General features: G+C 73.4%; 25 protein-coding genes. 11 read left to right on the forward strand and 14 right to left on the reverse strand.

Annotated elements, in window-relative coordinates; all coding sequences use genetic code 11:
- Window positions 1-18: 18 nt before the first annotated feature.
- The 7 genes from HGAM_RS04230 to HGAM_RS04260 all read right to left on the reverse strand — a co-directional run bounded on the left by HGAM_RS04230 (window position 19) and on the right by HGAM_RS04260 (window position 5,322).
- Window positions 19-1,428, reverse strand: coding sequence for a sensor histidine kinase (locus HGAM_RS04230; RefSeq protein ID WP_019144230.1), 1,410 nt, complete (start codon window positions 1,426-1,428; stop codon window positions 19-21).
- Window positions 1,425-2,123, reverse strand: coding sequence for a response regulator transcription factor (locus tag HGAM_RS04235; protein WP_019144231.1), 699 nt, complete (start codon window positions 2,121-2,123; stop codon window positions 1,425-1,427). Before HGAM_RS04235 ends, HGAM_RS04230 begins: the two co-directional genes overlap by 4 nt.
- A 48-nt stretch (window positions 2,124-2,171) precedes the next feature.
- Complete coding sequence (locus HGAM_RS04240; RefSeq protein WP_019144232.1) at window positions 2,172-3,035, reverse strand: fructosamine kinase family protein; 864 nt, start codon at window positions 3,033-3,035, stop codon at window positions 2,172-2,174.
- A gap of 66 nt (window positions 3,036-3,101) precedes the next feature.
- Window positions 3,102-3,479: an RNA-binding S4 domain-containing protein gene (locus HGAM_RS04245; protein WP_019144233.1), complete on the reverse strand. Its 378-nt coding sequence runs from the start codon at window positions 3,477-3,479 to the stop codon at window positions 3,102-3,104.
- Entirely contained in the window at window positions 3,476-3,994 is a 519-nt protein-coding gene (locus HGAM_RS04250) for a low molecular weight protein-tyrosine-phosphatase (RefSeq protein ID WP_019144234.1), read from the reverse strand. The genes HGAM_RS04245 and HGAM_RS04250 overlap by 4 nt, the downstream gene beginning before the upstream one ends.
- A 1-nt stretch (window position 3,995) precedes the next feature.
- Complete coding sequence (locus HGAM_RS04255; protein WP_019144235.1) at window positions 3,996-4,373, reverse strand: phage holin family protein; 378 nt, start codon at window positions 4,371-4,373, stop codon at window positions 3,996-3,998.
- Window positions 4,374-4,377: 4 nt separating this feature from the next.
- Entirely contained in the window at window positions 4,378-5,322 is a 945-nt protein-coding gene (locus HGAM_RS04260; protein WP_019144236.1) for an EamA family transporter, read from the reverse strand.
- A gap of 33 nt (window positions 5,323-5,355) precedes the next feature.
- On the opposite strand from HGAM_RS04260, the gene HGAM_RS04265 reads away from it, so the two are divergent.
- Window positions 5,356-6,411, forward strand: a complete 1,056-nt coding sequence (locus tag HGAM_RS04265) for a histidinol-phosphate transaminase (RefSeq protein WP_019144237.1) — start codon at window positions 5,356-5,358, stop codon at window positions 6,409-6,411.
- A gap of 64 nt (window positions 6,412-6,475) precedes the next feature.
- On the opposite strand, the gene HGAM_RS17665 is transcribed toward HGAM_RS04265, so the two are convergent.
- A complete protein-coding gene (locus HGAM_RS17665) occupies window positions 6,476-10,153 on the reverse strand; it encodes an Ig-like domain-containing protein (protein ID WP_019144238.1) in 3,678 nt (1,225 codons plus the stop codon).
- 287 nt (window positions 10,154-10,440) lie between these two features.
- Here HGAM_RS17665 and pdhA point away from each other — a divergent pair, with 287 nt between their 5' ends.
- Genes pdhA through HGAM_RS17670 form a run of 4 tightly spaced genes read left to right on the forward strand, consistent with a single transcriptional unit; the run spans window position 10,441 to window position 15,189 of the window.
- Window positions 10,441-11,565, forward strand: coding sequence for a pyruvate dehydrogenase (acetyl-transferring) E1 component subunit alpha (gene pdhA / locus HGAM_RS04275; protein ID WP_020691348.1), 1,125 nt, complete (start codon window positions 10,441-10,443; stop codon window positions 11,563-11,565).
- Entirely contained in the window at window positions 11,565-12,530 is a 966-nt protein-coding gene (locus HGAM_RS04280; protein WP_019144240.1) for an alpha-ketoacid dehydrogenase subunit beta, read from the forward strand. Before pdhA ends, HGAM_RS04280 begins: the two co-directional genes overlap by 1 nt.
- 10 nt (window positions 12,531-12,540) lie before the next feature.
- Window positions 12,541-13,845, forward strand: coding sequence for a dihydrolipoamide acetyltransferase family protein (locus HGAM_RS04285; protein ID WP_019144241.1), 1,305 nt, complete (start codon window positions 12,541-12,543; stop codon window positions 13,843-13,845).
- 42 nt (window positions 13,846-13,887) lie between these two features.
- Window positions 13,888-15,189 (forward strand): MFS transporter, encoded by a 1,302-nt coding sequence (locus tag HGAM_RS17670; RefSeq protein WP_019144242.1) that lies wholly within the window; start codon window positions 13,888-13,890, stop codon window positions 15,187-15,189.
- A gap of 1 nt (window position 15,190) precedes the next feature.
- Here HGAM_RS17670 and HGAM_RS04295 read toward each other — a convergent pair whose 3' ends face one another.
- A complete protein-coding gene (locus tag HGAM_RS04295; RefSeq protein WP_019144243.1) occupies window positions 15,191-16,045 on the reverse strand; it encodes an alpha/beta fold hydrolase in 855 nt (284 codons plus the stop codon).
- Between the two features lie 97 nt (window positions 16,046-16,142).
- On the opposite strand from HGAM_RS04295, the gene HGAM_RS04300 reads away from it, so the two are divergent.
- Window positions 16,143-16,715, forward strand: a complete 573-nt coding sequence (locus HGAM_RS04300) for a TetR/AcrR family transcriptional regulator (protein WP_019144244.1) — start codon at window positions 16,143-16,145, stop codon at window positions 16,713-16,715.
- Window positions 16,716-16,779: 64 nt separating this feature from the next.
- Here HGAM_RS04300 and HGAM_RS04305 read toward each other — a convergent pair whose 3' ends face one another.
- From HGAM_RS04305 to HGAM_RS17675, 5 genes are all read right to left on the reverse strand, one after another.
- Window positions 16,780-17,250 (reverse strand): GNAT family N-acetyltransferase, encoded by a 471-nt coding sequence (locus tag HGAM_RS04305; RefSeq protein WP_019144245.1) that lies wholly within the window; start codon window positions 17,248-17,250, stop codon window positions 16,780-16,782.
- Window positions 17,251-17,320: 70 nt separating this feature from the next.
- Window positions 17,321-18,262, reverse strand: a complete 942-nt coding sequence (locus tag HGAM_RS04310) for an oxidoreductase (protein WP_019144246.1) — start codon at window positions 18,260-18,262, stop codon at window positions 17,321-17,323.
- Window positions 18,263-18,271: 9 nt separating this feature from the next.
- Window positions 18,272-18,802 (reverse strand): hypothetical protein, encoded by a 531-nt coding sequence (locus HGAM_RS04315; RefSeq protein ID WP_019144247.1) that lies wholly within the window; start codon window positions 18,800-18,802, stop codon window positions 18,272-18,274.
- 88 nt (window positions 18,803-18,890) lie between these two features.
- Window positions 18,891-20,753, reverse strand: a complete 1,863-nt coding sequence (locus HGAM_RS04320; RefSeq protein WP_019144248.1) for an acyl-CoA dehydrogenase — start codon at window positions 20,751-20,753, stop codon at window positions 18,891-18,893.
- Between the two features lie 68 nt (window positions 20,754-20,821).
- Complete coding sequence (locus HGAM_RS17675) at window positions 20,822-21,469, reverse strand: HAD family hydrolase (protein WP_019144249.1); 648 nt, start codon at window positions 21,467-21,469, stop codon at window positions 20,822-20,824.
- A gap of 24 nt (window positions 21,470-21,493) precedes the next feature.
- Between HGAM_RS17675 and HGAM_RS17680 the strand changes: the two genes are divergently transcribed.
- From HGAM_RS17680 to HGAM_RS04355, 5 genes are all read left to right on the forward strand, one after another.
- A complete protein-coding gene (locus HGAM_RS17680; protein WP_019144250.1) occupies window positions 21,494-22,648 on the forward strand; it encodes a sensor histidine kinase in 1,155 nt (384 codons plus the stop codon).
- On the forward strand, window positions 22,645-23,307 hold the full coding sequence (locus HGAM_RS04335; RefSeq protein ID WP_019144251.1) for a response regulator transcription factor: 663 nt from the start codon (window positions 22,645-22,647) through the stop codon (window positions 23,305-23,307). The genes HGAM_RS17680 and HGAM_RS04335 overlap by 4 nt, the downstream gene beginning before the upstream one ends.
- A gap of 82 nt (window positions 23,308-23,389) precedes the next feature.
- Window positions 23,390-24,133, forward strand: coding sequence for an ABC transporter ATP-binding protein (locus tag HGAM_RS17685; protein WP_019144252.1), 744 nt, complete (start codon window positions 23,390-23,392; stop codon window positions 24,131-24,133).
- Complete coding sequence (locus HGAM_RS04345; RefSeq protein WP_019144253.1) at window positions 24,130-25,497, forward strand: FtsX-like permease family protein; 1,368 nt, start codon at window positions 24,130-24,132, stop codon at window positions 25,495-25,497. The genes HGAM_RS17685 and HGAM_RS04345 overlap by 4 nt, the downstream gene beginning before the upstream one ends.
- Window positions 25,498-25,813: 316 nt before the next feature.
- Window positions 25,814-26,731: a LysR family transcriptional regulator gene (locus HGAM_RS04355; protein ID WP_038951552.1), complete on the forward strand. Its 918-nt coding sequence runs from the start codon at window positions 25,814-25,816 to the stop codon at window positions 26,729-26,731.
- Window positions 26,732-26,774 lie beyond the last annotated feature (43 nt).

Below are 26,774 nucleotides of genomic sequence, written 5' to 3' on the forward strand. Positions count from 1 at the left end.
GTCCAGTCTGTACGTCGCTCAAGAAATCGGCGCGTCGGGTCCGGGCGACCATCCGGGCAGCCGCACGGTCAGCACGGCGCCGCGTCCCGGGCTCGAGTCGGCGGTGACCGAGCCACCGTGGCGGGCCACCGCCTGGGCGACGATCGACAGGCCCAGGCCGGAGCCGGGCTGCGTCCGCGCCTCGCTGGAGCGGTAGAAGCGCTCGAAGACGTGCGGCAGGTCCTGCGGCGGGATGCCCGGACCCTCGTCGGTGACGGTGAGCCGGCCGTCGGCGAGCCGGACGGTCACGGTGCCGCCCTCCGGGCTCCACTTGGCGGCGTTGTCGAGCAGGTTGATGACGGCCCGCTCGAGGATGAACGGCTCGCCGAAGAACATCCACGGCTGCAGCCGGACGTCGAAGGTCAGCCCGGGCGCGCGGCGGCGGACCCGGTCGACCGCCGCCTCGACGACGGTGGCGAAGTCGGCGGCCTCGGGGCTGCGGCGCAGCGGCTCGTCGCGCGCCAGCTCGACCAGGTCACCGACCAGGGTGGTCAGCTCGGCCAGCTGGCCGTGGACGTCGTCCATGACCTCGCGACGCTGCTCGGGCGAGAGCGGACGGTCGCTGGCGAAGGCCTGCTCCATGAGCTCGATGTTGGTGCGCAGGCTGGTGAGCGGGGTGCGCAGCTCGTGGCCGGCGTCCGCGACCAGCTGGCGCTGGCGCTGCTGGGACGCGTCGAGCGCGGCGAGCATCGCGTTGAACGACGAGCCCAGGCGGGCGAGCTCGTCGTGGCCGTGGACCTCGACCGGGGTCAGCTGCTGGGTGCGGGCGACCCGCTCGGTGGCGGACGTCAGCCGGCGCACCGGCCGCAGACCGGTGGAGGCGACGAGCCAGCCGGCGAGTGCGGCGACGAGGATGCCGGCGCCGCTGGTCGCCCACAGGATGATGTTCATCCGGCGCAGGCTCTGGTAGATCGACTCGGCCGACTGGGCGAGCACCAGCGCCTTGCCGGAGCCGGCGTTCACCGCGACGACCCGGTAGTGGGTGCCGTTGATGCGGGCCGTGCGGGTGGAGTGCTCGCTGCGACCCAGCGCCACCTCACGCTCCACGCTGGAGACGTACTGCATCGCGGCGAGGTCGTCGAGCGCCTCGGTCTTGAACAGCGTCCCGCCGTAGATGACGCCGACCTGCACGCCGCCCAGCGAGAGCGCCTCGGGCTGGTAGCCGCGGATGATGTCCTCGGTCGTGTGGTTCTCGACGGCGTTCTCGGCGCGCTGCAGCAGCGCGTCGTCCAGGGAGTGCACGAGCTCGTCGCGCAGCACGAAGTAGACCGACGCGTTGATCGTGGCCAGCACGAAGCCCACGGTGGCCGCGGTGAGCACGAGGATGCGCGTGGCCAGCGAGAGCCGGCTGGTGACGGCGCTCAGCGCGCGGTGGACCGGGTTGGTCACGGCGCGCCCGGCGGCTCGCGCAGCACGTACCCGACGCCGCGGACGGTGTGCAGCAGCCGGGGCTCGCCCTCGGCCTCGAGCTTGCGCCGGACGTAGCCGACGTAGACCTCGAGCGAGTTGGCGGTGGTGGGGAAGTCGAAGCCCCACACTTCCTCGAGGATGAAGCTGCGCTCCAGCACCCGCCGCGGACGGCGCAGGAACAGCTCCAGCAGGTCGTGCTCGGTGCGGGTCAGGACGATCTCGCGGTCGCCGCGGAAGACCTCGCGGGTGACCGGGTCCATGCGCAGGTCGGCGAACACGAGCGGGGCCTCGTCGGGCTCGGACGCGGCGGCGCTCGCGGCCCGGCGCAGCAGCGCGCGGACCCGGGCCAGCAGCTCCTCGAGCGCGAACGGCTTGGCCAGGTAGTCGTCGGCGCCGGCGTCCAGGCCGTCGACGCGGTCGTCGACGGCGTCGCGCGCGGTGAGCACGAGGATGGGCACGTCGTTGCCGGCGCCGCGCAGCGCGCGGGTGGTCTCCAGGCCGTCCAGCCGGGGCATCATCACGTCCATGACGATGGCGTCGGGGTCGACCTGGGAGACGCGGGCGAGGGCCTCGGCGCCGTCGGACGCGGTCTCGACGGAGTAGCCGTTGAACTCCAGAGAGCGCCGCAGCGAGTCACGCACGGCGCGGTCGTCGTCCACCACGAGGATGCGCATGGCCCCAGTGTGCCGGGCCGGTCTGAGACGAGACTGAGCGTCCACGCGTCACCGGCCCAGCAGCGCGCGGGCGGCCGCGGCGGCCCGGGCGCCGTAGGAGCCGCCGAACAGCACGGCGTGCACGAGCAGCGGGTGCAGCTGGTGCAGGCCGACCCGTCGCTGCCATCCGTCGGCGAGCGGGAACGCCTCGTCGTAGGCCGCCAGGACGTGCGGCAGGTTCGGCACCCCGAACAGCGCGAGCATCGCCAGGTCGGTCTCGCGGTGGCCGCCGTGCGCGGCCGGGTCGATCAGCCAGGCGGTGTCGGTGCTCCACACGACGTTGCCCGCCCACAGGTCGCCGTGCAGCCGGGCGGGCGGCTCGGCCGGGCCGGCCAGGTCGTCGATCCGGTCGAGGGCGGCCTGGACGTGGGCCGCCTCCTCGGGCGTGACGGCGGCCCGGTCGACGGCCAGGCGCAGGTAGGGCTGCACGCGCCGGGCGGCGTAGAACTCCGCCCACGTCGCGAGCGGGCGGTTGGGCAGGGGCGCGAGGCCGACGTATCCGTCGCGCTCGGCGCCGAAGACGTCGGCGCCGGCGCGGTGGGTGACGGCCAGGACGCGGCCGAAGGCCTCGGCGGCCTCGACGCTGGGCCGGGCCGGCTCGACCCAGTCCAGGACGAGGCAGTCGTCGGTGACGGCGAGCACCTCGGGGACGGGCGCGCCGCCGGCCTCGCGCAGCCAGCGCAGGCCGTGCGCCTCGGCGGCGAAGAAGCCCGCGGGCGGGTGCGGCCGGGTCTTGAGCACGACGCTGCGTCCGCTGGTCAGCCGCAGCCGGGTGGTGGTGCAGATGCTGCCGCCGGCCACGGGGGACGTGGACACGACGGGCTGGCCGAGGAGCGACTCCGCCCTCGCCGCGGTCGCCGCGTGTCGTGCCATGGGGACGACGCTACCCGCCCGGCTCCAGCGGCGCGGTCGAAGCGGTGCCGGCCCCGTGCTGCTCGGTCAGCTGCCGCGCAGGCGGTCGATCTGGCGCCGCTCGCGCTTGGTCGGACGTCCGGCGCCCCGGTCGCGGCGGGGCATGGCCAGCCGCTCCTCGCGCGGCGGCGGGGGCGGGGAGTGGTCGGTGTAGCACTCGGCCGCCACGGCGGCGCCGACCCGCTTCGTGAGCAGCCGTTGCACCACGACGACGCGCTCCCCGCCGGGCGTGGTGGCGGTGACGCGGTCGCCGACGTGCACGGGCTGGGACGGCTTGGCCCGCTTGCCGTTGACGTGCACGTGCCCGCCCTTGCAGGCGGTGGTGGCGGCCGACCGGCTCGCGAACAGCCGCACCGACCACACCCACGCGTCGGTGCGGACGCTGCTGGGCTCGGGGGCGGTCATGCCCCCAGCGTCGCGCGCACCCGGTCCACCAGCACGTCCGCCGTGCGCTCGACCATGGCCAGCACGACCTCGAAGCCCTCGCCGTCGCCGAAGTACGGGTCGGGCACCTCGGCGTCCTCGTCGGCGGCCTCGGGGTCGAAGGCGCGGAACATCATGAGCCGTCCCGCGGCGTCCACGGTGGGCGTGAGGTCGTGCATGTCGGCGCGGTTGGTCTGGTCCATCGCCAGCAGCAGGTCGTTCTCGGCGTACCAGTCGGTGCTGAACTGCCGGGCGAGGTGCTTGCTGGGGTCGTAGCCGTGGGCGCTGAGCGTCGCGGCCGCGCGCTCGTCCATCGGCTGGCCGGTGTGCCACCCGCCCGTGCCGGACGAGGTGACGGTCACCCGGTCGGCCAGCCCCGCCTCCTCGAGCCGGTGCTCAAGGACGACGTGGGCCATCGGCGACCGGCAGATGTTGCCCAGGCAGACGACGGCCAGGCGGTAGCGGCCGTCCTGCTCCGGGGGCGGGAGCGCGGTCACGTCAGTCGATGATCGCGCTGACGACCGCGTTCACGATCGAGATGACGATCGACGCGAGGATGGCCCAACCGAAGCCGTCGACGGAGAAGCTGAGGTCGAGCTGGCCGGCGATCCACTCGGTCAGCAGGAGCAGCAGCGCGTTGATGATCAGCAGCGCCAGGCCCAGCGTGAGGATGATGAACGGCAGCGACAGCACGTTCAGCACGGGCTTGACGTAGACGTTGATCAGCGCGAACACCGCGGACACGACGGCCAGCGTCAGCCACAGCGTCGACGACTCGGCGCCGCCCTCGGCGATGTTCATGTGGTCGCCGAGGAGCCAGGCTGCGACGGCGAGCGAGACGGCGCTGGAGATCCAGGTCACGAGCAGAGCAGGCATGGCCTCATTGTGGCGTGGGCAGATCGGCGGGCGCAGATCGGCGCGCCGACTGCGCCAGCACGATGCCGGCCATGACGACGCCGACGCCGACGAGCTGCACGCCGCTCAGCGACTCGGCGAACCAGGCCCACCCGAGCAGCACGGCGAGCACCGGCTCGAGCGTGGCGACCATGGTCACCTGCGTCGCGGGCAGGTGCTGCAGGGCGACGAGCTGCAGGAAGAACGGGGTGACGGTGCCCAGCACGATCACCCACACGAGCGGCAGCCAGAGCGGGACGCTGAGGTGGTCGAGCCGCTCGAGGGCGGACACGTCGCGGGTCAGGTCGCCCAGGCGCCAGCTCGGGCTGACCAGGTTCATCAGCACCGCGGCCATGACGAACGACCAGAGGATGACGTGCAGCGGGTCCTGGGTACCGACGTTGTGCTCGCCGAGCAGGAAGTAGGTGGCGAAGCTGACCGCCGCGAGCAGGCCCATGATGACGCCGAGGCCGTCCAGCCGCAGGTCGCCCCACACCTGCGCGACCAGGGCCAGGCCGCCGACCGCGCAGGCCACCGCGCCCCACATGCGGCGGTGGACGTCCTCGCGCCGCACGACCCGCACCCACAGCACGACGAGCACGGGGGCGAGGTACTCCAGCAGCAAGGCCACGCCGAGCGGGAGCCGGTTGATCGCGACGTTGTAGGTGAGCTGCAGCGCGGCCACGCCGACCAGGCCGAGCCCGGCGATGAGCAGCAACGAGCGTCCACGCGGCGGGCGCAGCACCGCCGGCCGCCACAGCGCCGCCAGCAGGGCCAGGACGATCGCGGCACCGGTGATGCGCGCGGACGTGAACGGCAGCGGGTCGATGCCCCCGCGCATCGCGATGCGGGAGATGCCGCCGTTGAGGCCGAAGAGCACGGCACCGGCGAGCACGAGCACGTAGCCCCGGCGGGCGGTGGCGGCGGTCACGGGCCGATCATGCCAGCCCACTACCCTGCCCCCATGGCCACGCCGACCTCGCGAGACGTCCTCGCCTCGATGCCCGTCTACAAGCCCGGCCGTGTCGCGCTCGACGAGGCGCACAAGCTGTCCAGCAACGAGCTGCCGTACCCGCCGCTGCCGAGCGTCCTGGAGCGTCTCGCCGGCGAGCTGGGCCGCATCAACCGCTACCCGGACGCCGGCAACACGGCCCTGGTCGAGCGGCTGTCGCAGGCGCTCGGGCAGCCGGCGGAGTCGTTCGCGGCGAGCACCGGCTCGGTCGCCGTCCTGTACTCGCTGCTGAGCGCGTACTGCTCGCCCGGCGACGAGGTCGTCTACGCGTGGCGCTCGTTCGAGGCCTACCCGATCGCCGTCGGCCTGGCCGGCGCGCGCTCGGTCGGCGTCCCGCTCACCGCGGACGGCCGGCACGACCTGGACGCCATGGCCGCGGCGGTGACCGACCGCACGAAGGTCGTCATGGTCTGCACGCCCAACAACCCGACCGGGCCGGTCGTCGAGCACGACGCGCTGGTGCGGTTCGTGGACGCGCTGCCGCCGCAGGTGCTCGTCGTCGTCGACGAGGCGTACGTCGAGTTCGTGCGCGACCCCGCGGCCGCGCGCGGCCTGGACGTGCTCGAGGGGCGCCCGAACGTCGTCGTCCTGCGGACGTTCTCCAAGGCGTACGGCCTGGCCGGCCTGCGGGTCGGCTACGCCGTGGCGCACCCGCTCGTGGCCCAGGAGATCCGCAAGGTGGTCGCGCCGTTCAGCGTGTCCGGGGTGGCCCAGGCCGCCGCGATCGCCTCGCTGGACGCGGCCGACGAGCTGGCCGCGCGCGTCGACGCGGTGGTCGCCGAGCGCACCCGCCTGCGCGACGCGCTGCTCGAGGCCGGCTTCGAGGTGCCGGAGGCGCAGGGCAACTTCGTCTGGCTGCCGCTCGGTGACGACGCCCTGGACTTCGCCGAGGCGGTCGCGCCGGTCAGCGTCCGGCCGTTCGCCGGCGACGGCGTGCGGGTCAGCGTGGGCCTGCCCGAGGCCGACGACCACTTCCTCGGCCTGGCGAAGGCCTGGCGCGAGCGCTGAGACCGCGCCGGCACGCACGAGGGGGAGGGACCGGGCGGTCCCTCCCCCTCGCGTCCTGCTCAGGTCAGCGGACGGTGACCCGCGTGACCCTCGACGTGCTCGCGCCGTAGCGCGTGTCGCCGGAGTAGACGACCTTGACCGAGGCCTTGCCCCGCTTGGACGCCTTCACCTTGGTCGTGACCTTGCCGGTGCTGCCCACGCGCAGGGTCTTGACGACCTTGTACGAGCGCGCCCCGGGGGCCTTGACGTAGACCTTCACCGTGCCGGTGGGGCTCACACCGGCCGCCGCGCCGCCGACGCGCGCGGTCACCGTGAACGACCGGCCCCGCTTGACCCGCGAGGACGCCGAGACGGCCGCGCTGGTGGCCTTCCGGGTCACCTTCAGCGCGGACGTCACGCTGCTCGGCTCGGTCGTGTCGCTGCCCGAGTAGCGGACGGTGACCTTGTACGAGCCCACGGCGAGCGTGCGCGGCAGCGTGAACCGCGCCGTGCCCGAGGTGCTCACCGGAGCGGTCACCTTCGCGCGTCCGGCCGTGACGGTGACCGTCCCGGCCTTGGCGCCGGAGACCGTGACCGTGCCGGACACCGCGGTGCCGAACACGGACGCCGACCGGCTGAGCCGCAGGGTGGTGGACGAGCCGTCACGGTTCAGCGTCAGCGCGACCGGAGCCGCGGCCGAGGACTGCGCCGTGGCGGTGCGGACGAATCGCGCACCGAGGCTGTGCGAGCCGGCCTTGAGACCCTTCAGCGCGAGCGTCGCCGTGCCACCGGTCACCGGGGCGGTGCCCAGCACGGTCGTGCCGTCGGTGAACTCCACCTGGCCGGCCACGTCGACACCGGTGACGGTGGCGGTCAGGGTGAGCGGCTGCCCGATCTTCGGCGCCGCCGGCGAGATCGCCAGCGTCGTCGTCGTCTCGTGCAGCACGTCCACGCTCGCGGCGGCGGTGCGGGCGAAGGCCTGGCCGACCGCCGTGAGGCGGCCCGTGCCGAGCTTCGCGTCGGCCGGGACGACGACGTCGGTCGCGACCGAGCCGTCGGCACCGGCGACCACGCGCCCGAGCAGCGTGCTGCCCAGGCTGACGGCCACCGACTCGCCGGCGCGGAAGCCGGACGCCGCGACCGAGGTCGTCTGGCCCGGGGCCGGCGTGGTGTCGCCCGCGGTCAGCTCCGTCACCGTGCGCGAGGCGGCTGCCTCGGCGCACGCGTCGCCGGGCACGCCCGACTCCGGCAGCGGGGTCACGGTGTTCGTGAGCCCGTCGTCCTCGCGGACGGTCTGCCACGTGACCGCGTTGTCGGCCATGACGGCGCCGGCGGTGTTGATGACGCTGACCACGACCGCGGTGCCCGCGGTGGTGCTCGGGTTCTTGTCGCCCTGCAGCGAGCCGGTGACGACCTTGCACGTCTCGCCGGGGGCGAACGTCACCTTCTCCATGGCGGCACCGGCGCGCGACGTCGTCGACCCGAGGATCGAGACGTAGCCGGACGCCGTGCCCGACACGTCGCCGCGGCGCAGGATCGCCACGTCGGTCGTGCCCGGGCCGTTGCCCTCGTCGACCTGCGGGGCGAACACGTGCAGCGTCGGCTGCGTCCGCACGGTGGGCGTGCCCACCGACGAGCGCTCGAACGCCAGGTCGCTCAGGTACGCCGCGCCGGACGCCGTGGCGTCCAGGCCCGTCGCCGCCGTGAAGCGCACCTCGCGCACGTCGGTCAGGTCGACGCCCGCGGCCGCGACGTCCGCCAGCGGCACGTTCACCTGCTGCAGGACGATCTTCTTCAGCGTCGTGGAGCCGGTCGACGTCGGCATGCGCACCAGCGCCTGCGGGTTGAGCGCCGACACGAGCGCCGAGTACATCGCGCCCTCGCCGTCGACGACCGACAGCGTGAGGTCGGTGCCCGTGGTCACCGTCTCGTCCGCGGCGAGCTTCACCGAGAGCCGCTCGAACGCCGAGGCGTCACGGGCGGTCTTGGGGACGGTCGTGCGGATCTCGCCCGTGGCGGACGTCCACGTCAGGCGCGTCACCGGCGTGGCCGGGACGTTGCCGCCGTTGGTGGCCGGCGTCCAGTGCGGCACCTGCGCGGAGCCGATGGTCGCCGTCGTGCACGCGGGCAGGGCCTGCGGGATGGTGCGGCCGCCCATGCTGGCGCACGGGACGGCGGTCGCAGTGCCGAACTGACGCACCGAGGAGGTCGCCGACTCGAACGACGCGACGGTCGCGCGGGCCGACGACGGAGCGGTGGTCACCGTGCGGACGTCCACCGGACCGAGCGACTCCGGCGTGGCGCCCGAGCCGTCGAACAGCGGCAGGAACTGCTTCTCGCCGCCCAGCGTCAGGCGGAACCAGCCGGCCATGTACGCCGTGCCCTGGTCGTACTGCTCCTGCGCGGTGAGCCGGATCGACGTGGCCTCGACCGTCGGGTCGGTGCCGCAGATCGCGTCGGTGCGGCGCGCCGTGCTGTTGCTCCAGTCGTCCGAGACGGCCGCCGGGAACAGGCCCGGCGTCCAGACCGTGTTGTAGAAGTTGTGGTTGGCGCCCATGACCCAGGTACCGGCGCGGAGCACGTCGTCGCCGAACGCGTAGCGCGAGTCGTCGAGCATGTGCTGGCCCTGCTGGTTGGAGACGTCGCCGTCGCAGTAGGGCAGGACGACGTTCATCGCCACGTCCGGCACCGTCATGCGGGCGAAGTCGACCGGCGCGAGCGGCAGGATCGTCTTGATGCCGAACGGCTTCTCCAGGCTCTGGTTGAGCGTGGTGGCCGAGGTGATGCCCTCGCCGCCGCGGCTGTGGCCCATGAGACCGATGTCGTCCAGGTCCCACTTGCCGACCAGGTCGGCGACGCTGACGTCACCGGTGAGCGCGTCGGCCAGGGTGACCTCGAGGTCGCCGCGGTTGGCGTCGACGAACGAGACGGGCTGGCCGGCGTTGGCCTTCTGCAGCATCGTCAGCGTGTCGAGGATCAGCTGGCCGCGGGCCTGGGCGCCGCGGTCGGGGGCGTACGTGTTGTCGCGCGCGTTGATGCCGTTGGCCGCGATCGAGATGACCGAGTAGCCGTGGCTGGCCAGCGCGCGCGCGGTGCCGTCGTAGCCGGCGTACGAGGGGATCGGCACCTGGCCGGCCGCGCAGGGCCAGGCCTGGCCGCTCGCGTTCGTGGTGGGGTTGTAGCACCACGAGTGACGGCCGTGCAGCAGCAGCACGGTCTTGTGCTCGCCGGCGGTGGTCGGGACGTAGACCTTGCCCTGCATCTCGCCGCGGTAGCCGCTGATGTTGGCCAGCGGGACGCTCAGCTGGCCGAAGTCGTACTCACCCTCCTCGAACGGCACGGTGCCGAGCGACGCCGGGTCGACGTCGAGCGCCTCGGCCGCCGCATCCGGCACCGCGGTGAGCGCCTTGCGGGCCCCCGCCCCGCCGGACTCCGCGGACCAGCCGGCCTCGATCTCGTCGGCGCGGACGACGGCGGGGTCGGAGGTGAACACGGTCAGCGAGCGGCGGTCGGCCGACTCGACGGCCAGCCCGATCGGCTCGCCGTCCGCGACCAGGGTCGGCGCGTCGTCGCGCACCTCCAGCGGCTCGTCCAGCTCGACCGTGACCTCGTAGCCGCCGGCGACCTGGTTCACCACGTAGTTCGGGCCCTCGGCCACCGTGGCGTCGCCGGGGGCGGCGACGGCCGGGCCGGCGACGAGCACGAGGGGCAGGGCAGCGAGGGCCACGGCGACGTGGCGTCCTCGTCGTCTCAGGTAGGACACGCGTTCTCCTCAGGGGGTCGTGCCGCCGGGGGGACTGGCGGCAGGACGACGCTAGGAACGCCACGCTTCGGGTCCAGGCACGCGAGCGAACAGTTCTGTTAAATGACACGGCGTCATGTTTCGGGCGGTCGCGCGGCCTGGTCTCGGGCCCGAGCGTCCGCTACGGTGCTGCCAGGACGTGACCTGGGTCACGCCCTGTGCGACGCCGGCGGCACCACCCCCGTTCGCCTCGTCGCACCTGAGTACGCGGACCGGTGACCCCGGGCCGTCCGACGAAGGGCCAGCGCATGACCGTACCCACGCAACCCCGCACCGACGTGCTCGCCGAGCACGACCTGGTACAGCTCCTGGCCCCGGACGGCCGCCGGCGCGAGCACCCCGACTACCGCTGGGACGGCGACGTCGCCACCGTGTGCGGCCTGTACCGCGACCTGTTCCTCGTCCGCCGCGTCGACACCGAGGCCCACGCCCTGCAGCGCCACGGTGAGCTCGGCCTGTGGGCCCCCTGCCTGGGCCAGGAGGCCGCGCAGGTCGGCGCCGGCCGCGCCCTGCAGAACCAGGACTTCGTCTTCCCGACCTACCGCGAGCACGGCCTGGCCTGGACCCGCGGCATCGACCCGGTCAAGCTGCTCGGCCTGTTCCGCGGCACCGAGCTCGGCGGCTGGGACCCCGCCGAGGTCGGCATGGCGCTGTACTCGATCGTCATCGGCGCGCAGGCGCTGCACGCCGTCGGCTACGCGATGGGCCTTGGCCTGGACGACCAGGTCGGCCACGCTGACGCCGAGCGCGACAGCGCCGTGCTGGCCTGCTTCGGCGACGGCGCCACCAGCCAGGGCGACGTGAACGAGGCGTTCGTGTGGGCGGCCAGCTTCCACGCCCCGGTCGTCTTCCTGTGCCAGAACAACCAGTACGCGATCTCGGTGCCGCTGGAGCGCCAGACCCACGTGCCGCTCGCGCAGCGCGCCCAGGGGTTCGGCTTCCCCGGCGTCCGGGTCGACGGCAACGACGTGCTGGCCGTCCAGGCGGTCGTCTCGGCCGCGCTGCAGCGGGCCCGCAACGGCGAGGGCCCGACCCTCGTCGAGGCGGTCACCTACCGGGTCGGCCCGCACACCACGTCCGACGACCCCACGCGCTACCGCGACCCGCAGGAGGTCGAGCACTGGAAGGAGCGCGACCCGCTGCTCCGCCTGCGCCGCCACCTGGAGGCCGAGGGCGTCGACGCCACGTTCTTCACCGACCTCGACGCCGAGGCCGAGGCGCTCGGCCGGCACCTGCGCGAGGCGTGCAAGGCGCTGCCCGAGCCCGACCTGGCCGACATGTTCGACCGCGTCCACGCCGAGGGCACGCCCGAGCTGGCCGAGCAGAAGGCGGCCTACGTCGCCTACCGCAGCTCGTTCGAGGGAGGTCTCTGATGAAGACCAGCATCGCCAAGGCGATCAACGCCGGCCTGCGGGCCGCGATGGACACCGACCCTCACGTGCTGGTCATGGGCGAGGACGTCGGCCGGCTCGGCGGCGTCTTCCGCGTCACCGACGGCCTGCAGAAGGACTTCGGCGACGGGCGGGTCATCGACACCCCGCTGGGTGAGTCCGGCATCGTCGGCGCCGCGGTCGGCCTGGCCATGCGCGGCTTCCGGCCGGTCGTGGAGATCCAGTTCGACGGCTTCGTCTACCCCGCCTACGACCAGATCGTCAGCCAGGTCGCCAAGCTGCACGCCCGCAGCAGCGGCCTGGTGAAGATGCCGATGGTCATCCGCATCCCGTTCGGCGGCGGCATCGGTGCGGTCGAGCACCACTCCGAGAGCCCCGAGGGACAGTTCATCCTCACCGCCGGGCTCAAGGTGGTCTCGCCGTCCAACGCCCACGACGCCTACTGGATGATCCAGCAGGCGATCGCCAGCGACGACCCGGTCGTGTTCATGGAGCCGAAGCGGCGCTACTGGGAGAACGGTGAGGTCGGCGACGAGGACCTGCCGCTGCACGCCTCGCGGGTCGTCCGCGAGGGCGCGGACGCGACGCTCCTGGCCTACGGGCCCATGGTGCGCACCTGCCTGGACGCTGCCGAGGCCGCGCAGGCCGAGGGGCGCGAGCTGGAGGTCGTCGACCTGCGCACGCTCTCGCCGCTCGACCTGACGCCCGTGCACGAGTCGGTGCGCCGCACGGGCCGCGCCATCGTCGTCCACGAGGCGGCGCGCACCCTCGGCCTCGGCGCCGAGATCGCCGCCCGGGTGCAGGAGGAGTGCTTCTACTCGCTCGAGGCCCCCGTGCTGCGCGTGACCGGCTACGACCTGCCCTACCCGCCCAGCCGGGTCGAGGACGAGTTCCTGCCCGACCTCGACCGCGTCCTGGACGCCGTCGACCGCTCGCTGGCGTTCTGAGGAGACCTGCATGGACGTGTTCAACCTGCCCGACGTCGGCGAGGGCCTGACCGAGGCCGAGATCGTCACCTGGCACGTGCAACCCGGTGACGTGGTCGAGGTCAACCAGCCGATCGTCGACATCGAGACGGCCAAGTCCGTCGTCGAGCTGCCCAGCCCGTTCGCGGGCACGGTCGGCGCGCTGCTCGTCCCCGAGGGCGAGACGGTGCCGGTCGGCACCCCGATCGTCCGCTTCGGCGACGAGGCCGCGACCGAGCCCGAGCCCGAGGTCCCGGTCCCGGAGCCGGTCGAGGCGGCGCCGGTCGAAGCGGAGCGATCCGAGGCGGAGCCCGCCGAGGAGGCCGAGGAGCCCGCCGCACCCAAGCGCGAGCCCGTGCTCGTCGGCTACGGACCCAAGGTGCCTGGCGCGAACGTCCGCCGGCCCCGCCACGTGTCCTCGGTCGACACCGAGAAGGTGGCCCAGAAGCCGGCGCCGAAGGTGCTGGCCAAGCCGCCGGTGCGCAAGCTTGCGCGCGACCTGGACGTCGACCTGGCCACCGTGCCGCACGACGGCGAAGTGGTCACCCGCGAGGACGTCGAGGCGTCCGCCCGCCCGCAGGCGTCCGCCCCGGCGGCGGGCACGGCCACCACGGTGCGCGGGGTGCGCAAGGCCACCGCCGACGCGATGGTGCACTCGGCGTTCACCGCGCCGCACGTCACCACCTGGGTCGACACCGACGTCACCGCCACCGTCGAGCTGGTCGAGCGGCTGCGCCGCGACCGCGCCTACGACGGCGTGCGGGTCACGCCGCTGCTGCTCGTGGCCAAGGCGGTCACCCTGGCGCTGCGGCGTCACCCCGGCCTGAACTCGTCGTGGCGCGACACGGCCGACGGGGCCGAGATCGTCCAGCACGAGGGGGTGCACCTGGGCATCGCCGCGGCCACCGACCGCGGGCTGCTGGTGCCGGTCGTGCGCGACGCCGAGCGGCTCGACGGTCCCGGCCTGGCCGGCGCCATCGGCGACGTCGTGGAGCTGGCCCGCTCGGGCAAGGCCCAGCCGGCCGACCTGTCGGGCGGGACGTTCTCGATCACCAACATCGGCGTGTTCGGCATCGACGGCGGCACGCCGATCCTGCCGCCGGGCCAGACCGGCATCCTCGCGACCGGCCGCATCACGAAGCGGCCGTGGGTCGTCGGCGACGACGTCGTCGCGCGGCACGTCATGACGCTCGCGCTGACCTTCGACCACCGCGTGGTCGACGGGCAGCAGGGCGCCGGGCTGCTGGCCGACGTCGCGGGCCTGCTCCACGACCCGGGGGCCGCGCTCACGTACTGAGCCGGTGGGGTGCGCCGTCGCGCCGGTTCCTACGATGGTCGGGTGAGGCAACCGTCGTCCAGGAACAGCTCGACGGCGTACCTCGTCTGGTCCGTCGGCCTGTCGGTCTACTTCCTGGCCGTCTTCCACCGCTCGTCGCTGGCGGTCGCCGGCCTGGCCGCCGCCGAGCGGTTCGACATCACCGCCGCCCAGCTGTCGACGTTCACGATGCTCCAGCTGGTCGTCTACGCCGGCATGCAGATCCCCGTCGGGCTGCTCATCGACCGCTTCGGCGCCCGGTCGGTCATGGTCACCGGCACCGCGATCATGGCGCTGGCCCAGGGCGGCTTCGCGCTCGCCGAGTCGTACCCGACCGCCCTGGTGGCCCGGGTCTGCGTCGGCCTGGGCGACGCGATGACCTTCACGGCCGTGCTGCGGCAGGTCAACGAGTGGTTCACGCCGCGGCGCATCCCGGTGATCACCCAGCTGACCGGCGTCGTGGGCCAGACCGGCGCGCTGGTCGCGGCACTGCCGATGACCTGGGCGCTGTCGCACCTGGGCTGGTCGACGGCGTACGGGGTGGCCGCCGTGCTCGGCATCGTCATGACGGTGGTCGCGGCGGTCGTCCTGCACGACACCCCGGAGGTGCGCACGCTGCGCGGCCCGCGCCTGTCGTGGACGGTCGTGCGCGACGGGATCACCGGCTCGTGGGCCCACCCCGGCACCCGCACCGGCTTCTGGGTGCACTTCACCACGCAGTTCAGCGGCACGGCGCTGTCGATGCTGTGGGGCTACCCGTTCCTGGTGCGGGCCGAGCACCTGAGCGAGACGACCGCGGGTGTGCTGCTGACCGTCATGGTGCTGGCGACGATCTCGGCCGGGCCGGTCGTCGGCTCCGTCGTGGCGCGGCACCCCTGGTACCGCTCGACGATCGCGATGGGCGTCGCCTTCGCGATCGCGGCGTCCTGGACGGTCGTGCTCGCCTGGCCCGGCGACGCGCCGCTGTGGCTGCTGGTCGTGCTGGTGGTCATGGCCGGCCTCGGCGGCCCGGCGTCCATGATCGGCTTCGACCTCGGCCGCTCGTCCAACCCCTCCGAGCGGCTCTCGACCGCAACGGGGATCATCAACCAGGGCGGCTTCCTGGCCAGCCTGCTGCTCGTGGTGGCCATCGGCGTCGTGCTCGACTGGCGGACGCCGGGGGCCAGCACGGCCTACACGCCCGAGGCGTTCCGCTGGGCGATGTCGTGCCAGTACGTGCTGTGGGCGCTGGGGATCACGATGATCTGGCGCAACCGGCGCCGCGCCCGGGCCCTGCTGCTGGCGCAGGACCCGGACGCGAAGCGGCACATGACCGGGCTGGGCTAGCTCAGCCCTGACGGACGCGCTCGACGAAGCCGAGCAGCGCGCGGTTCACGTCGTCGGCGTGGGTCCAGAGCAGGCCGTGCGGCGCACCCTCGACCTCGACGTACTCCGCGTCGGGCAGCGCCGCGTGGAACGGGCGTCCGGTCGAGTCGATGGGCAGGATGCGGTCGCCGGTGCCGTGCAGGATCAGCGCCGGCAGCCCGGTCGCGCGGACGGCCTCGACGTCGGGGCGGAAGTCCTCGATCCAGCTGTCGACCACCGCGTAGGCGGCGATCGGGGCCGAGCGGGTCGCGGTGTTCCAGCTCGCGCGCACGGCCTCCTCGCTGATGCGGCTGCCGAGCGTCTCGTCGAGGTTGTAGAAGTCCTGGTAGAAGCTGGTGAACCAGGCGAAGCGGTCCGCGTGCGCGTTCTCGCGGATGCCGTCGAACACCTCGCCGGGCACGCCGGTGGCGTTGTCGTCGGTCTGCAGCAGGAAGGGCTCGAGCGAGGCCAGGAAGGCCAGGCCGGCAACCCGGTCGTGGCCGTGGTTGCGCACGTAGCGGGCGAGCTCGCCGGTGCCCATCGAGAAGCCGACGAGGATGACGTCGCGCAGGTCCAGGGTGGTCAGCAGCGCGTCCAGGTCGGCGGCGAAGGTGTCGTAGTCGTAGCCCGTGCCCACCTTGCTCGAGGAGCCGAAGCCGCGGCGGTCGTAGGTCAGGACGCGGTGCCCGGCGGCGACCAGCTCGCGGGTCTGGCGCTCCCAGGAGGATCCGTCCAGCGGGTAGCCGTGGATCAGGACGACCGGCTGGCCGGCGCCCTCGTCGGTGTAGGAGAGCTCGACCGGGGTGCTGTTCTGCTGGCCGACGGTGATGAGTGCCATGGGTGGGGTCCTCTCGATCCGGAGCGGAGAACGATCGTTCTCCCGATGTCGGCTACGATAGAGAACGATCATTCTCAGCGCAAGAGGGGGTAGATGAATGGACGACGACGAGGCCCGCCGTCGGGTCGTCGAGGCGGCGGACGCGCTGTTCTACGCGCGCGGCATCCGCGGCGTCGGCATGGACGCGGTGCGCGCGGCGTCCGGCGTGTCGCTCAAGCGCATCTACGCGCTGTTCCCGTCCAAGGACGACCTGGTCGTCGCGGTGCTCCGCGGCCGCAGCGCCATGTGGAACGAGGGCGTGGCCGAGGCGGCCGCCGGGGCGGGCACGCCCCGCGAGCGGCTGCTCGCCGTCTTCGACTTCCTCGAGCGCTGGTTCTGCCAGGACGACTTCCGCGGGTGCGCGTTCATCAACGCCTTCGGCGAGGTCGGCGGCACGTCGCCCGCGGTCGCCGAGCTCGTGCGCGCTCAGAAGGCCGACTTCATCGACCACGTCGCCGGCCAGGTGGCCGAGATCGGCGGCAGCCGTGAGCTGGCGGCGCAGCTGGCCCTGCTGGCCGAGGGGGCGCAGACGACCGCGGCCATCACCGGCGGCGGCGAGACGGCGCGGGTGGCCCGGCGAGCGGCCGAGGTGCTGGTCGACGCCGACCTGGCCGCTGCCGTCCCGGCCTAGGCCCCACGACGACGAAGGGACCCCGCTGGTGCGGGGTCCCTTCGTCGTGCGTGCGCGGTGCCGGTCAGGCGGCGGGGCGCACCATCATGATGTTGGTCGGGCCGTCCTCGGTCAGCTCGCCGACCTTGCGGAAGCCGCGGCCGTCGTGGAACGCCAGCGACCCCTCGTTGTGGTCGTAGACCTCCAGCGCGATGGGCAGGTCGCCCTCGATCGCGTCGTAGAGCTTCGAGGCGACGCCCTTGCGGCGGTGGTCGGCCGACACGACGATGCGGTCGAGGTAGACGTAGTCCTCGAGCCGGTCCTCGAACCAGCGGTAGCGGCTGGAGTCGTAGGGCGCGTCGGTCGGCAGCGTGATGACGAAGCCGGCGATGTCGCCGTCGTCCTCCATCACGAGGGCCTGGTGGGCCATGTCGACGAGGGCCGCCGCACTGTCGAGGTCGAGCGGCCCGACGCCCTCCAGGGCGTCCTGGTTGAGCTCGACGATCGTGCCGAGATCGGCGTCGGTGATCGGACGGATGGTCGTGGTCTCTGTCATGACTGGGCTCATCGTTCGCCTACGTTATGTCACATTCCGGCGGTACGCGAGTCGAGCGGCCCGCGCCGGCTCAGGCCGCGGCGACGTCGAACCGCACGCCGGTGGCCCGCTCGGACGCCTCCCAGAGCCGCTGCGCGAGCTCCGGGTCGCGGGCCAGACGGGTCGAGCCGACGACGCCGGGACGTCCGCGGGTCTGCCCCGGCCCGGTCGGTCCGAGGTACTCGCCGCCGGTGAGCGCGGGGTCGGTCGCGGCCATCAGCAGCGGCCACGAGCCCGCCTCGGCCGACTGCGACACGAGCCGCGAGACCTGGTGCACCGCGTCGGTCACGAGTCGCGAGCGGCCCATGCCCAGCCCGGTGCGGGTGAGGTTGGTGCTGGCGATGCCGGGGTGTGCCGCGACGCTGACCACGTCGAGCCCCGCCGCCCGTACGCGCCGGTCGAGCTCGAGCGCGAACGACAGGTTCGCCAGCTTCGACTCGGCGTACGCCCGCCAGCGGCGGTAGGGGCGCGGCGAGCCCTCCGGGGTGAGGACGCGCAGGTCGAGCGTGCGCGCCTGGGCGTGGGCGAGCGAGGAGACCGTGACCACCCGGGCGCCGCTCGCGCGCAGCAGCGGCCACAGCTGGGCCGCCCAGGCGAAGTGGCCGAGGTGGTTGGTGCCCATCTGCAGCTCGAAGCCGTCGGCGGTGGTGCGGAACGGCGGGATCATGATGCCGGCGTTGTCGACCAGCACGTCGACCCGGTCGAGCCGCGCCAGCACGTCCTTGGCCGCGCGGCGGACGTCGTCGAGGTCGGCCAGGTCGAGCGAGACCGTGTCGATCGACGCGCCGGGCACCGCCGCCCGGATGTCGGCGACGGTGCGCTCGGCCTTGGACGCGTCGCGGGCGGTCACCACGAGGTCGGCGCCGTGGCGGGCCAGCTCGAGCGCGGTGTGGTGGCCCAGGCCACCGGTCACGCCGGTGAGCAGCACACGTCGTCCGGTCAGGTCGCCGATGTCGGCGGTCGTCCAGGTCATGCCGCGACGCTACCGGGCGGACGCACGCACCCGGTGGCGTCCGAAGGCCGTCCAGCCGGCCAGCCCGACCGCGAGGGCCGTGCCGAGCGCCCCGACGCCCTGGCCGGTGCGGGCCGCGCTCGGGTCGGGCACCGCCGCCCACGCGTACGCCGCGGTGTCGACGACCTCGTCGCCCATGCGGCAGCGGACGGCCGTGCCGTCGCGGTCGGTGCCCGGGTCGGACACGGCGACCAGGTGCCAGGTGATGCCGTCCTGCTCGGTCGTGAGGTCGACGCCCGGGTCGTGCAGCGGGGTCTCGGTGCGGGTGGCCTTCGAGCCGTGGACCAGGACGCAGGTCAGGTCGCGCTCGGGCTGCAGGGTGTCGGTGTACGCGGCGACCCGGCCGGGCCCGGCGTCGTCGGGCAGCCGGTCGCGCACCCGGGTGACCTCGGCGTCGCGCATCGGGTCCCAGTCGCCCGCGGCGACGGCGGCCGCGGCCATCCAGGAACCGAGGGCCAGGAGCAGCGCGAGCAGGTACCACAGCGGGCTCGTCGGTCTCACCGGCTCACCCTCGCACACGGGTCCCGCCGGGACGACGAAGCGGCCCCCGAGTCGTGCTCGGGGGCCGCTTCGCGTCGGGCGGGACGGGTCAGAACGCGGACTCGTCGAGCTCCATGACGTCGAGGTCGACGGCCTCGGCGATGGCGCGCTCGGCCGTGATCTTCGGCAGCACCTGGCGCGCGAAGAACTGCGCCGCGGCGACCTTGCCCTCGTAGAACGCCTTGTCGGCGGCCGACGTGGCGCCGTCGAGCTTGGCCAGCGCCACCTCGGCGCCGCGCAGCAGCAGCCACGAGGTCACCATGTCGCCCAGGACGTACAGCAGGCGGGTGGTGTTCAGGCCGACCTTGTAGAGGTTCTTGACGTCGCCCTTCTCGTCGGCCGGGTTGGACGCCATGAGGTCGTTGAAGACCGCACCCAGGATCGCCTGCGTGTCCTCCAGGCCCTTGGCCAGCAGGTCGCGCTCGAGCTTGAGCCGGCCGTTGCCCGACTCGTTGTCGATGAACGACTGGATCTGCTCGTTCATGTGGCCGACCGCGCGGCCCTTGTCCTTGACGATCTTGCGGAAGAACAGGTCCTGGCCCTGGATCGCCGTGGTGCCCTCGTAGAGGGTGTCGATCTTGGCGTCGCGGACGTACTGCTCGATCGGGTACTCCTGCAGGAAGCCCGAGCCGCCGAACGTCTGCAGGGACTCGGTGCCCAGCAGCGTCCAGGAGCGCTCCGAGCCGTAGCCCTTGACGATCGGGAGCAGGAAGTCGTTCATCGACTCGGCCAGGGCCGCGTCCTCGCCGGCCGCCTTCTTGACCATGATCTCGTCCTGGAAGGTGGCGGTGTAGAGCATGAGCGAGCGCATGCCCTCCGCGTAGGCCTTCTGCGTCATGAGCGAGCGGCGCACGTCGGGGTGGTGCGTGATGGTGACGCGCGGGGCGGTCTTGTCGGCCGACTGGGTGAGGTCGGCGCCCTGGACGCGCTCCTTGGCGTACTCGAGCGCGTTGAGGTAGCCGGTGGACAGCGTCGCGATGGCCTTGGCGCCCACCATCATGCGGGCGTTCTCGATGACCTGGAACATCTGCGCGATGCCGTTGTGCACCTCGCCGAGCAGCCAGCCGCGGGCCGGCTCCTTCTCGCCGAAGGTGACCTCGCAGGTCGTGGAGACCTTGAGGCCCATCTTCTTCTCGACGTTGGTGACGTAGGCGCCGTTGCGCTCGCCGGTCAGCTCACCGGTCTCGAGGTCGAAGTGGTGCTTGGGGACGAGGAACAGGCTCAGGCCCTTGGTGCCCGGGCCGCCGACGCCCTCGATGCCCACCGGGCGCGCGAGGACGAGGTGCATGATGTTCTCGCTCATGTCGTGCTCGGCCGACGTGATGAAGCGCTTGACGCCCTGGATGTTCCAGGTGCCGTCCTCGTTCAGGGTGGCCTTGGTGCGGCCGGCGCCGACGTCGGAGCCCGCGTCGGGCTCGGTCAGCACCATGGTGGCGCCCCACTGGCGCTCGACCATGTGCTCGGCGATCTTCTTGTCGCGCTCGGTGCCGTTCTCGAAGACGATGCGCGAGAAGCCGGCGCCCGCGGAGTACATCCAGATGGCCGGGTTGGCGCCCAGGACGAACTCGGCCGAGCCCCACACGAGCGAGCTGGGGACGCGCTGGCCGCCGAGCTCCTCGGGGATCTGCATGCGCCACCACTCGGCGTCCATCCACTTCTTGTAGGACGCGGCGAAGGCCTCGTTCATGACCGCCGAGCTCGTCGCCGGGTCGAAGACCGGCGGGTTGCGGTCGGCGTCCTCGAAGGAGGTCGCGAGGTCCTCGCGGGAGAGGCGCTCGATCTCGCCCAGGATGCTCCGCGCGGTGTCGGCGTCGACCTCGTCGAAGGGGCCCTGGCCGAGGACGGCGCCTCGGTCGAACAGCTCGAAGAGGTTGAACTCGACGTCGCGCAGGTTGCTCTTGTAGTGGCTCATGGGCCGGTTCCTCACAGGGTGTCTCTGGTGCCGGGATCCCAGCGGCACGAGGCGAGGAGGCCAACGTGCTACTGGTTAGTAACTTCAGTATCCCCCGAGACCGTGCCGGCGACAAGGGCGGGGTCGGAATCGGCCAGGCGGGCCGGGAGCTCGACCAGGGAGCCGAGCACCAGGGCCGCTCCGGCGGCGGTCAGCTCGTCGGCCGTGCAGGGTCCGGTCGTGACGCCGACGCCGGGGACGCCGGCCAGCTGCGCGGCCTCCATGTCGTGCACGTGGTCGCCGACGTAGAGGGTGGCCGACTCCTGCGTCAGGACGTCCGCCTTGCCGCCCCGCCAGACGTCGCCGTGCACCGCGTCGACCGGCAGGTGCAGGTGCTGGACGTGCAGCACCGCGTTGCGCTGGGCCTTGGCCGTGATGAGCAGGGTGTGGCCGCGCTCGGCCGCCGCCTCGAGCGCCTCGCGGGCGCCGGGCAGCAGCGTGACCCGGTCGACCGCGATCGCCGGGTAGAGGGCGCGGTAGCGGTCGGCCATCGCCGGGACGATCTCGGCGGGGAACCAGTTCGCCAGCTCGGCCTCCACCGGGGGACCCAGCCGGGACACGACCAGGTCGGAGTCGATGTAGGTGCCGGTACGGGCCGCGAGCTCGTCGTAGACCGCCTTGATGCCGGGTCGTGAGTCGATGAGGGTCATGTCGAGGTCGAAGCCGGTGCAGGTCACGCCTCGACCCTAGGCTGTGTGACCATGCCCGGCCTCTCGTCCCTGCAGCGTCCCGACCGCCTGTGGGTCGACGTGCCGCTGGCTGTCGTGTTCACGGGTGTCGGGCTGCTGCTCAGCCCGCAGTACGGCATGGGCAACGGGGGCGTGGCGGCCCTGCTCGTCATGGCGCCGGCGGTGGCGCTGCGCCGGGTCGCGCCCCTGGTCGCGCTCGCGGTGGCGTGGGCGTCGGCACTGGTGCAGATGGCCACGCTCAGCGACCCGGGCTACGTCCAGCTCGGGTCGGCGGCGGTGGTGTACGCCTGCGCGGCCTACGCCCGGCGCGCCGGGGTCGTGCTGGCCGCCGCGTCCTGCGTCGTCGGACCGGTCGTCGCCGTGACCTACCTGGTCGTGCGGACGCAGGCCCGGACCGCCGCGGACTTCGTCGTGGTCAGCTCGCCGGAGTCGGCGCTCGCCGTCGGGGTCGCGGCCTTCGCGGTGCTGGGGCTGGGCTGGGTCAGCGGGCTGCTCGTGCGCGTCGCCGCCCAGGCCCGCGACAGCCGTCTGGGCCGCGAGCAGGCCGAGCGCGACGCGGCGACGGCGCGCGAGATCGCCGGGCTGGAGCAGTCGCACGCCGAGCTGGCGCGCGAGGTGCACGACGTCGTGGGCCACTCGCTGGCCGTCATCGTGGCGCAGGCCGACTCCGTCCGGTTCCTGCCGCCGGACGACCGCACCGCCGTCGACCGCACCGTCGAGACCATCGCCGAGACGGCCCGAGGCTCGCTCGCCGAGGTGCGGGCGGTGCTGTCCCGCCTGGACGAGCCACGGGCGGGCGACCTGGACGCGCTCGTGCGCCGGGTCGAGGCGACCGGCCGCGAGGTCGTCCGTCACCGGGTCGGCGACCCGCGCCCGCTGCCGCCGTCGGCCGAGCACGTACGGTTCCGGGTCGTGCAGGAGATGCTGACCAACGCCGTGCGTCACGGGACGCCGGGCGCCGTCCGGCTCGACGAGCACTGGGGCGAGTCCGGCGTGCGGGTCACGGTGCGCAACCCGGTGGCCCCCGACGCGGTCGACGCGGTGCCGGGGTACGGCACCGTCGGCATGCGGGCGCGACTGGCCGAGGTCGGCGGCGCCCTGACGCTGGAGCGGTCGGCGGACGAGTACCGGGCCGAGGCGTTCGTCCCCGCCGAGGTGGCGTCGTGAGCGACCCGATCCGTCTCGTCCTGGTGGACGACCAGGCGCTGTTCCGCGCGGGCGTGGCCGTCGTCGTCGACGCCCAGCCCGACATGGCCGTCGTCGGGCAGGCCGGCGACGGCCGTGAGGCGCTCGAGGTGGTCGAGCGGACCCGCCCCGACGTCGTGCTGATGGACCTGCGCATGCCGGTCATGGACGGCGTCGAGGCCACGCGGGCGCTGTTCGACCCCACGCGCGTCCAGGCCCGCACCCAGCCGCTGCGGGTCGTCGTGCTGACCACGTTCCACCTCGACGACGCGGCCGCGTCGGCCATCCGGGCGGGAGCCAGCGGGTTCCTGCTCAAGGACGCGACGCCGGAGTTCCTGTGCGCGGCGATCCGCACGGTGCACGCCGGCAACGCGGTGATGACGCCCGGCGACCTGACCGCCCTGCTCGACCGGCCCGCACCGGCACGCCCCGTGCCGCCGGCCTACGAGCGCCTCACCGACCGCGAGCGGACGGTCTTCGTGCACGCCGGCCGGGGCCTGAGCAACGCCGAGATCGCCGCCGCCGAGCACCTCAGCGAGTCGACGGTGAAGACCCACGTGAGCAGCGTCCTGGCCAAGCTCGGCCTGCGCGACCGGGTGCAGCTGGTCGTCTTCGCCCACGAGCACGGCCTCCTGGCGTAGGGGCAGGTCGGTACCGCAGGACGAGCAGGTCGGTACCCGCGGCCGAGGCGGCGAGGGGTCGCGCGTCCCTAGCGTCGGCGTCATGACCACGACACCCGTCCTGCAAGCCCGCGGCCTGCGCCGCAGCTACCAGTCCGGCCCGCAGACCGTCCACGCCGTCGACGGCATCGACCTGGCCCTCGACCCCGGCGAGTTCATCGCCGTCATGGGCCCCAGCGGATCGGGCAAGTCCACCCTCATGCACCTGCTGGCCGGCCTGGACCGGCCGACCGCCGGCACCGTGCTGCTCGACGGCGACGACCTCACCGCGATGGACGACGAGGAGCTCACCACGGTGCGCCGTCGCCGCATGGGCTTCGTCTTCCAGTCGTTCAACCTCGTGCCCGACCTGACCGTCCGCGAGAACCTGCGCCTGCCGCTGTCGTTCGAGCGCCCGGTGGTGCGTCCGGACGGCGCGTGGGAGGCGACGCTCGCCGACCGGCTCGGGCTGGAGGGGCTGCTCGAGCGGCTCCCGCACGAGCTGTCCGGCGGCCAGCAGCAGCGCGTGGCGATCGCCCGGGCGCTGGTGCGCACGCCGTCGGTCGTGTTCGCCGACGAGCCGACCGGCAACCTGGACGTGGCGACCGGACGCGCGGTGCTGAGCCTGCTGGGCGAGCTCGTCCGGGGCACGGGGTGCACCGTCGTCATGGTCACCCACGACGCGACCGCTGCCGCGCACGCCGACCGGGCCCTGTTCCTGCGCGACGGCCGCGTGGTCGACGCGCTCGACGACGCCGACGACGAGGCCATCGCCCGCACGATGCTCGACCTGGTGCGGGCGTCGTGAGGCGCCGCGGACCCGGCTCGGTCACGAGCCTCGTGGTGGTCGCGCTGGTGACGGCGTACGCCACCGTGCTGCTGACCACGATCGTCATGCTCGGCCGGCTCTCCCGCGAGAACGGCTTCAGCGGCGCCACGTCGCGCGAGCTCCTGGCCATCCTGGGCACCGGCTTCCTGGTCGTCGCGGTGGTGGTCAGCGCCACCGTGCTCACCAACGCCTACGCCGTGGTGACGGCCTCGCGGGCCCGCGACGTCGCGCTGCGCCGGCTGCTCGGCTCGTCGGCCGCGCAGGAGCGTCGGCTCGTGGTGCGCGACGGCCTGCGCACCGGGGTGCTGGGTATCGGGGCGGGCCTGCTCGGCGGGATGGCGGTCAACACCGTCATCGGGCTGACCGCGGGCGGTGGCCTGCGCTCGGGCGTCATCGAGCCGGCCGTGATCGTCCCGTGCGCCGGGGTGCTGCTGACCGCGGTGCTCGCCGCGTGGCGCGGGTCGTCCGCGGTGCTGGACGTGCAGCCGGCCCAGGCACTGGGCGCGGCCGCCGCGGTCGAGACCGGTGCACCGGCCGAGCCGCCGCGGTGGACGGCGGTCGCGCAGGTGCTGACGGTGCTCGGCCTGCTCGGCGTCGGCGGCGCCGCGGCCGTGGGGGTGCTCACGCCGCAGGCGGCCTACCTGGGCCTGCTCGGCGGACCGCTGCTCGCCTTCGGCGTGGTGCTGAGCGCGCCGGCGCTGTTCCCGCGCTGGCTGCGGCTGCTGAACCGGGTGTGGCGGACCACGCCGTCGGGCGTCCTCGCGGCGCGCCGGCTCGACCACAACCCGGAGCGAACCGGGCGCACGGCCGCGGGCGTCGTGGTCATCGTGTCGGTCGTGACCATGTTCGTCGTGGCCTCGGCGACGCTGGAGACCGCGGTCAACCGGATGTACGAGGGCACCGCGGACGCCGAGGGCGCGGCCGAGACGACGATGATGCTCGCCGGCGTCGTGGCCGTCATGGTGAGCGCGGCGGCGCTCATCTCGGCGATCGGGCTGTGCCAGACGATCGGCCTGGGTGCGCGGATGCGACGGCGCGAGACCGGCCTCATGCGGGTGCTCGGCCAGTCACGCCGCGACGTGCGCGCGGTGACCGTCGGCGAGAGCGCCCGGCTCGGGCTGGGCGCCGTGACGGCCGGGCTGCTGCTCGGCACGTTCGTCGGCTGGGCCGGGGCGCAGAGCCTGCTCGGCTCGATGGTGCGCGAGCGGGTCGTCATGCCGGTGGTGCCGTGGTGGCTGCTGCTCGCGCTGGCCGTCGTGACGATGCTGCTCGCCGTCGGAGCCGCGCTGGCGCCGTTGCACGAGAACCTGCGCTCCACGCCGCTGGCGGCGCTGCGCGGGTAGGAACGACGACGCCCGCCTCCCTGCGACGGAGGCGGGCGTCTCGTGGTGACCGGCGCGACGGACGTTCGGGGGAAAGCGGCCGTCGCGCCGGTGTCAGGGGGTCAGAACTGCTTGATCGTGGGGACGCGACCGTAGCCGTCGGTCGCGACGGTGATGACGCTCTTGGTGATGCCGATGGCGGCGACGACGGCGCAGGCGCCGAGCAGGACGGTCATGGTCGTTCCTCCTTCAAGGGGTTCGTGGACGAGACCATCGTTGCGCTCTCAACTGTCAAGGACAATCGAACTGTCCTACAGGTAACGTGTAGTGTCGCTACATGGACGAGCGACGCCTCCGGGTTCTCAGGGAGTTTTCCGAGCGGGGGTCGGTGCTGGCCACCGCAGATGCGTTGAACGTCACACCGTCCGCCGTCTCCCAGCAGCTCAAGCAGCTGTCGAAGGAGGCCGGCGTGCCGCTCGTGGAGCCGCACGGGCGGGGTGTCGCGCTGACCAGCGCGGGCCGCCGGCTGGCGTCCATCGCGACGGAGCTGGCGGTCGCGTCGGCTCGCGCGGAGGCGTCCTGGCAGGAGTACCTCGAGCGTCCGGCCGGCGAGGTGACGGTGCTGTCGTTCCCCACCGGCGCCGAGATGCTGCTGCCCGGCCTGCTCAGCCGGCTGGCCGACGTGCCGCACCTTGACGTCGTGTGCCGTGACCTGGACGTCCACCTGGCCGACTACGCCGACTTCACCCCCGACCACGACGTGGTGATCGCCGACAGCCCGGCCGCCACCGAGTCGTGGCACCAGCGCGGGCTGCAGGTCGTGCCGCTGATGAGCGAGCCGCTCGACGTCGCGCTCCCCGAGGACCACCGGCTGGCGTCGCGGCCGAGCCTGTCGCCCAAGGACGTCGCCGACGAGACCTGGATCGGGGTGCCGCGCGACTACCCGTACGACCGCGTGCTCAGCCAGCTCGTCGCGGTGACCGGGGAGCCGGTGCGGGTGGTGCAGCGGTTCGCCGACAACGGCGTGGTCGAGGCGATGGTCGCCGCCGGGCACGGCATCGCGATCTTGCCCCGGTTCACGACGCGCGAGCACGGGAACGGGCTCGTGACCCGGCCGCTGGTGGGCATCCGGGCCAAGCGCGACATCAGCGCCCTGCTGCGTCCGGACCGGTTCGAACGGCCGTCGGTGCGGCTGGTCGTCCAGGCGCTGCGGGACGAGGCACGGGCCGTCGCCGACTCCCACCACAGCGTGTAGGAGCGGCACCGGCCCGTGCGGGTCGTGCGCGAGGTCGTCCGGC

The sequence above is a fragment of the Aeromicrobium massiliense JC14 genome, from assembly GCF_000312105.1.
Taxonomy (GTDB): Bacteria; Actinomycetota; Actinomycetes; order Propionibacteriales; family Nocardioidaceae; genus Aeromicrobium; species Aeromicrobium massiliense.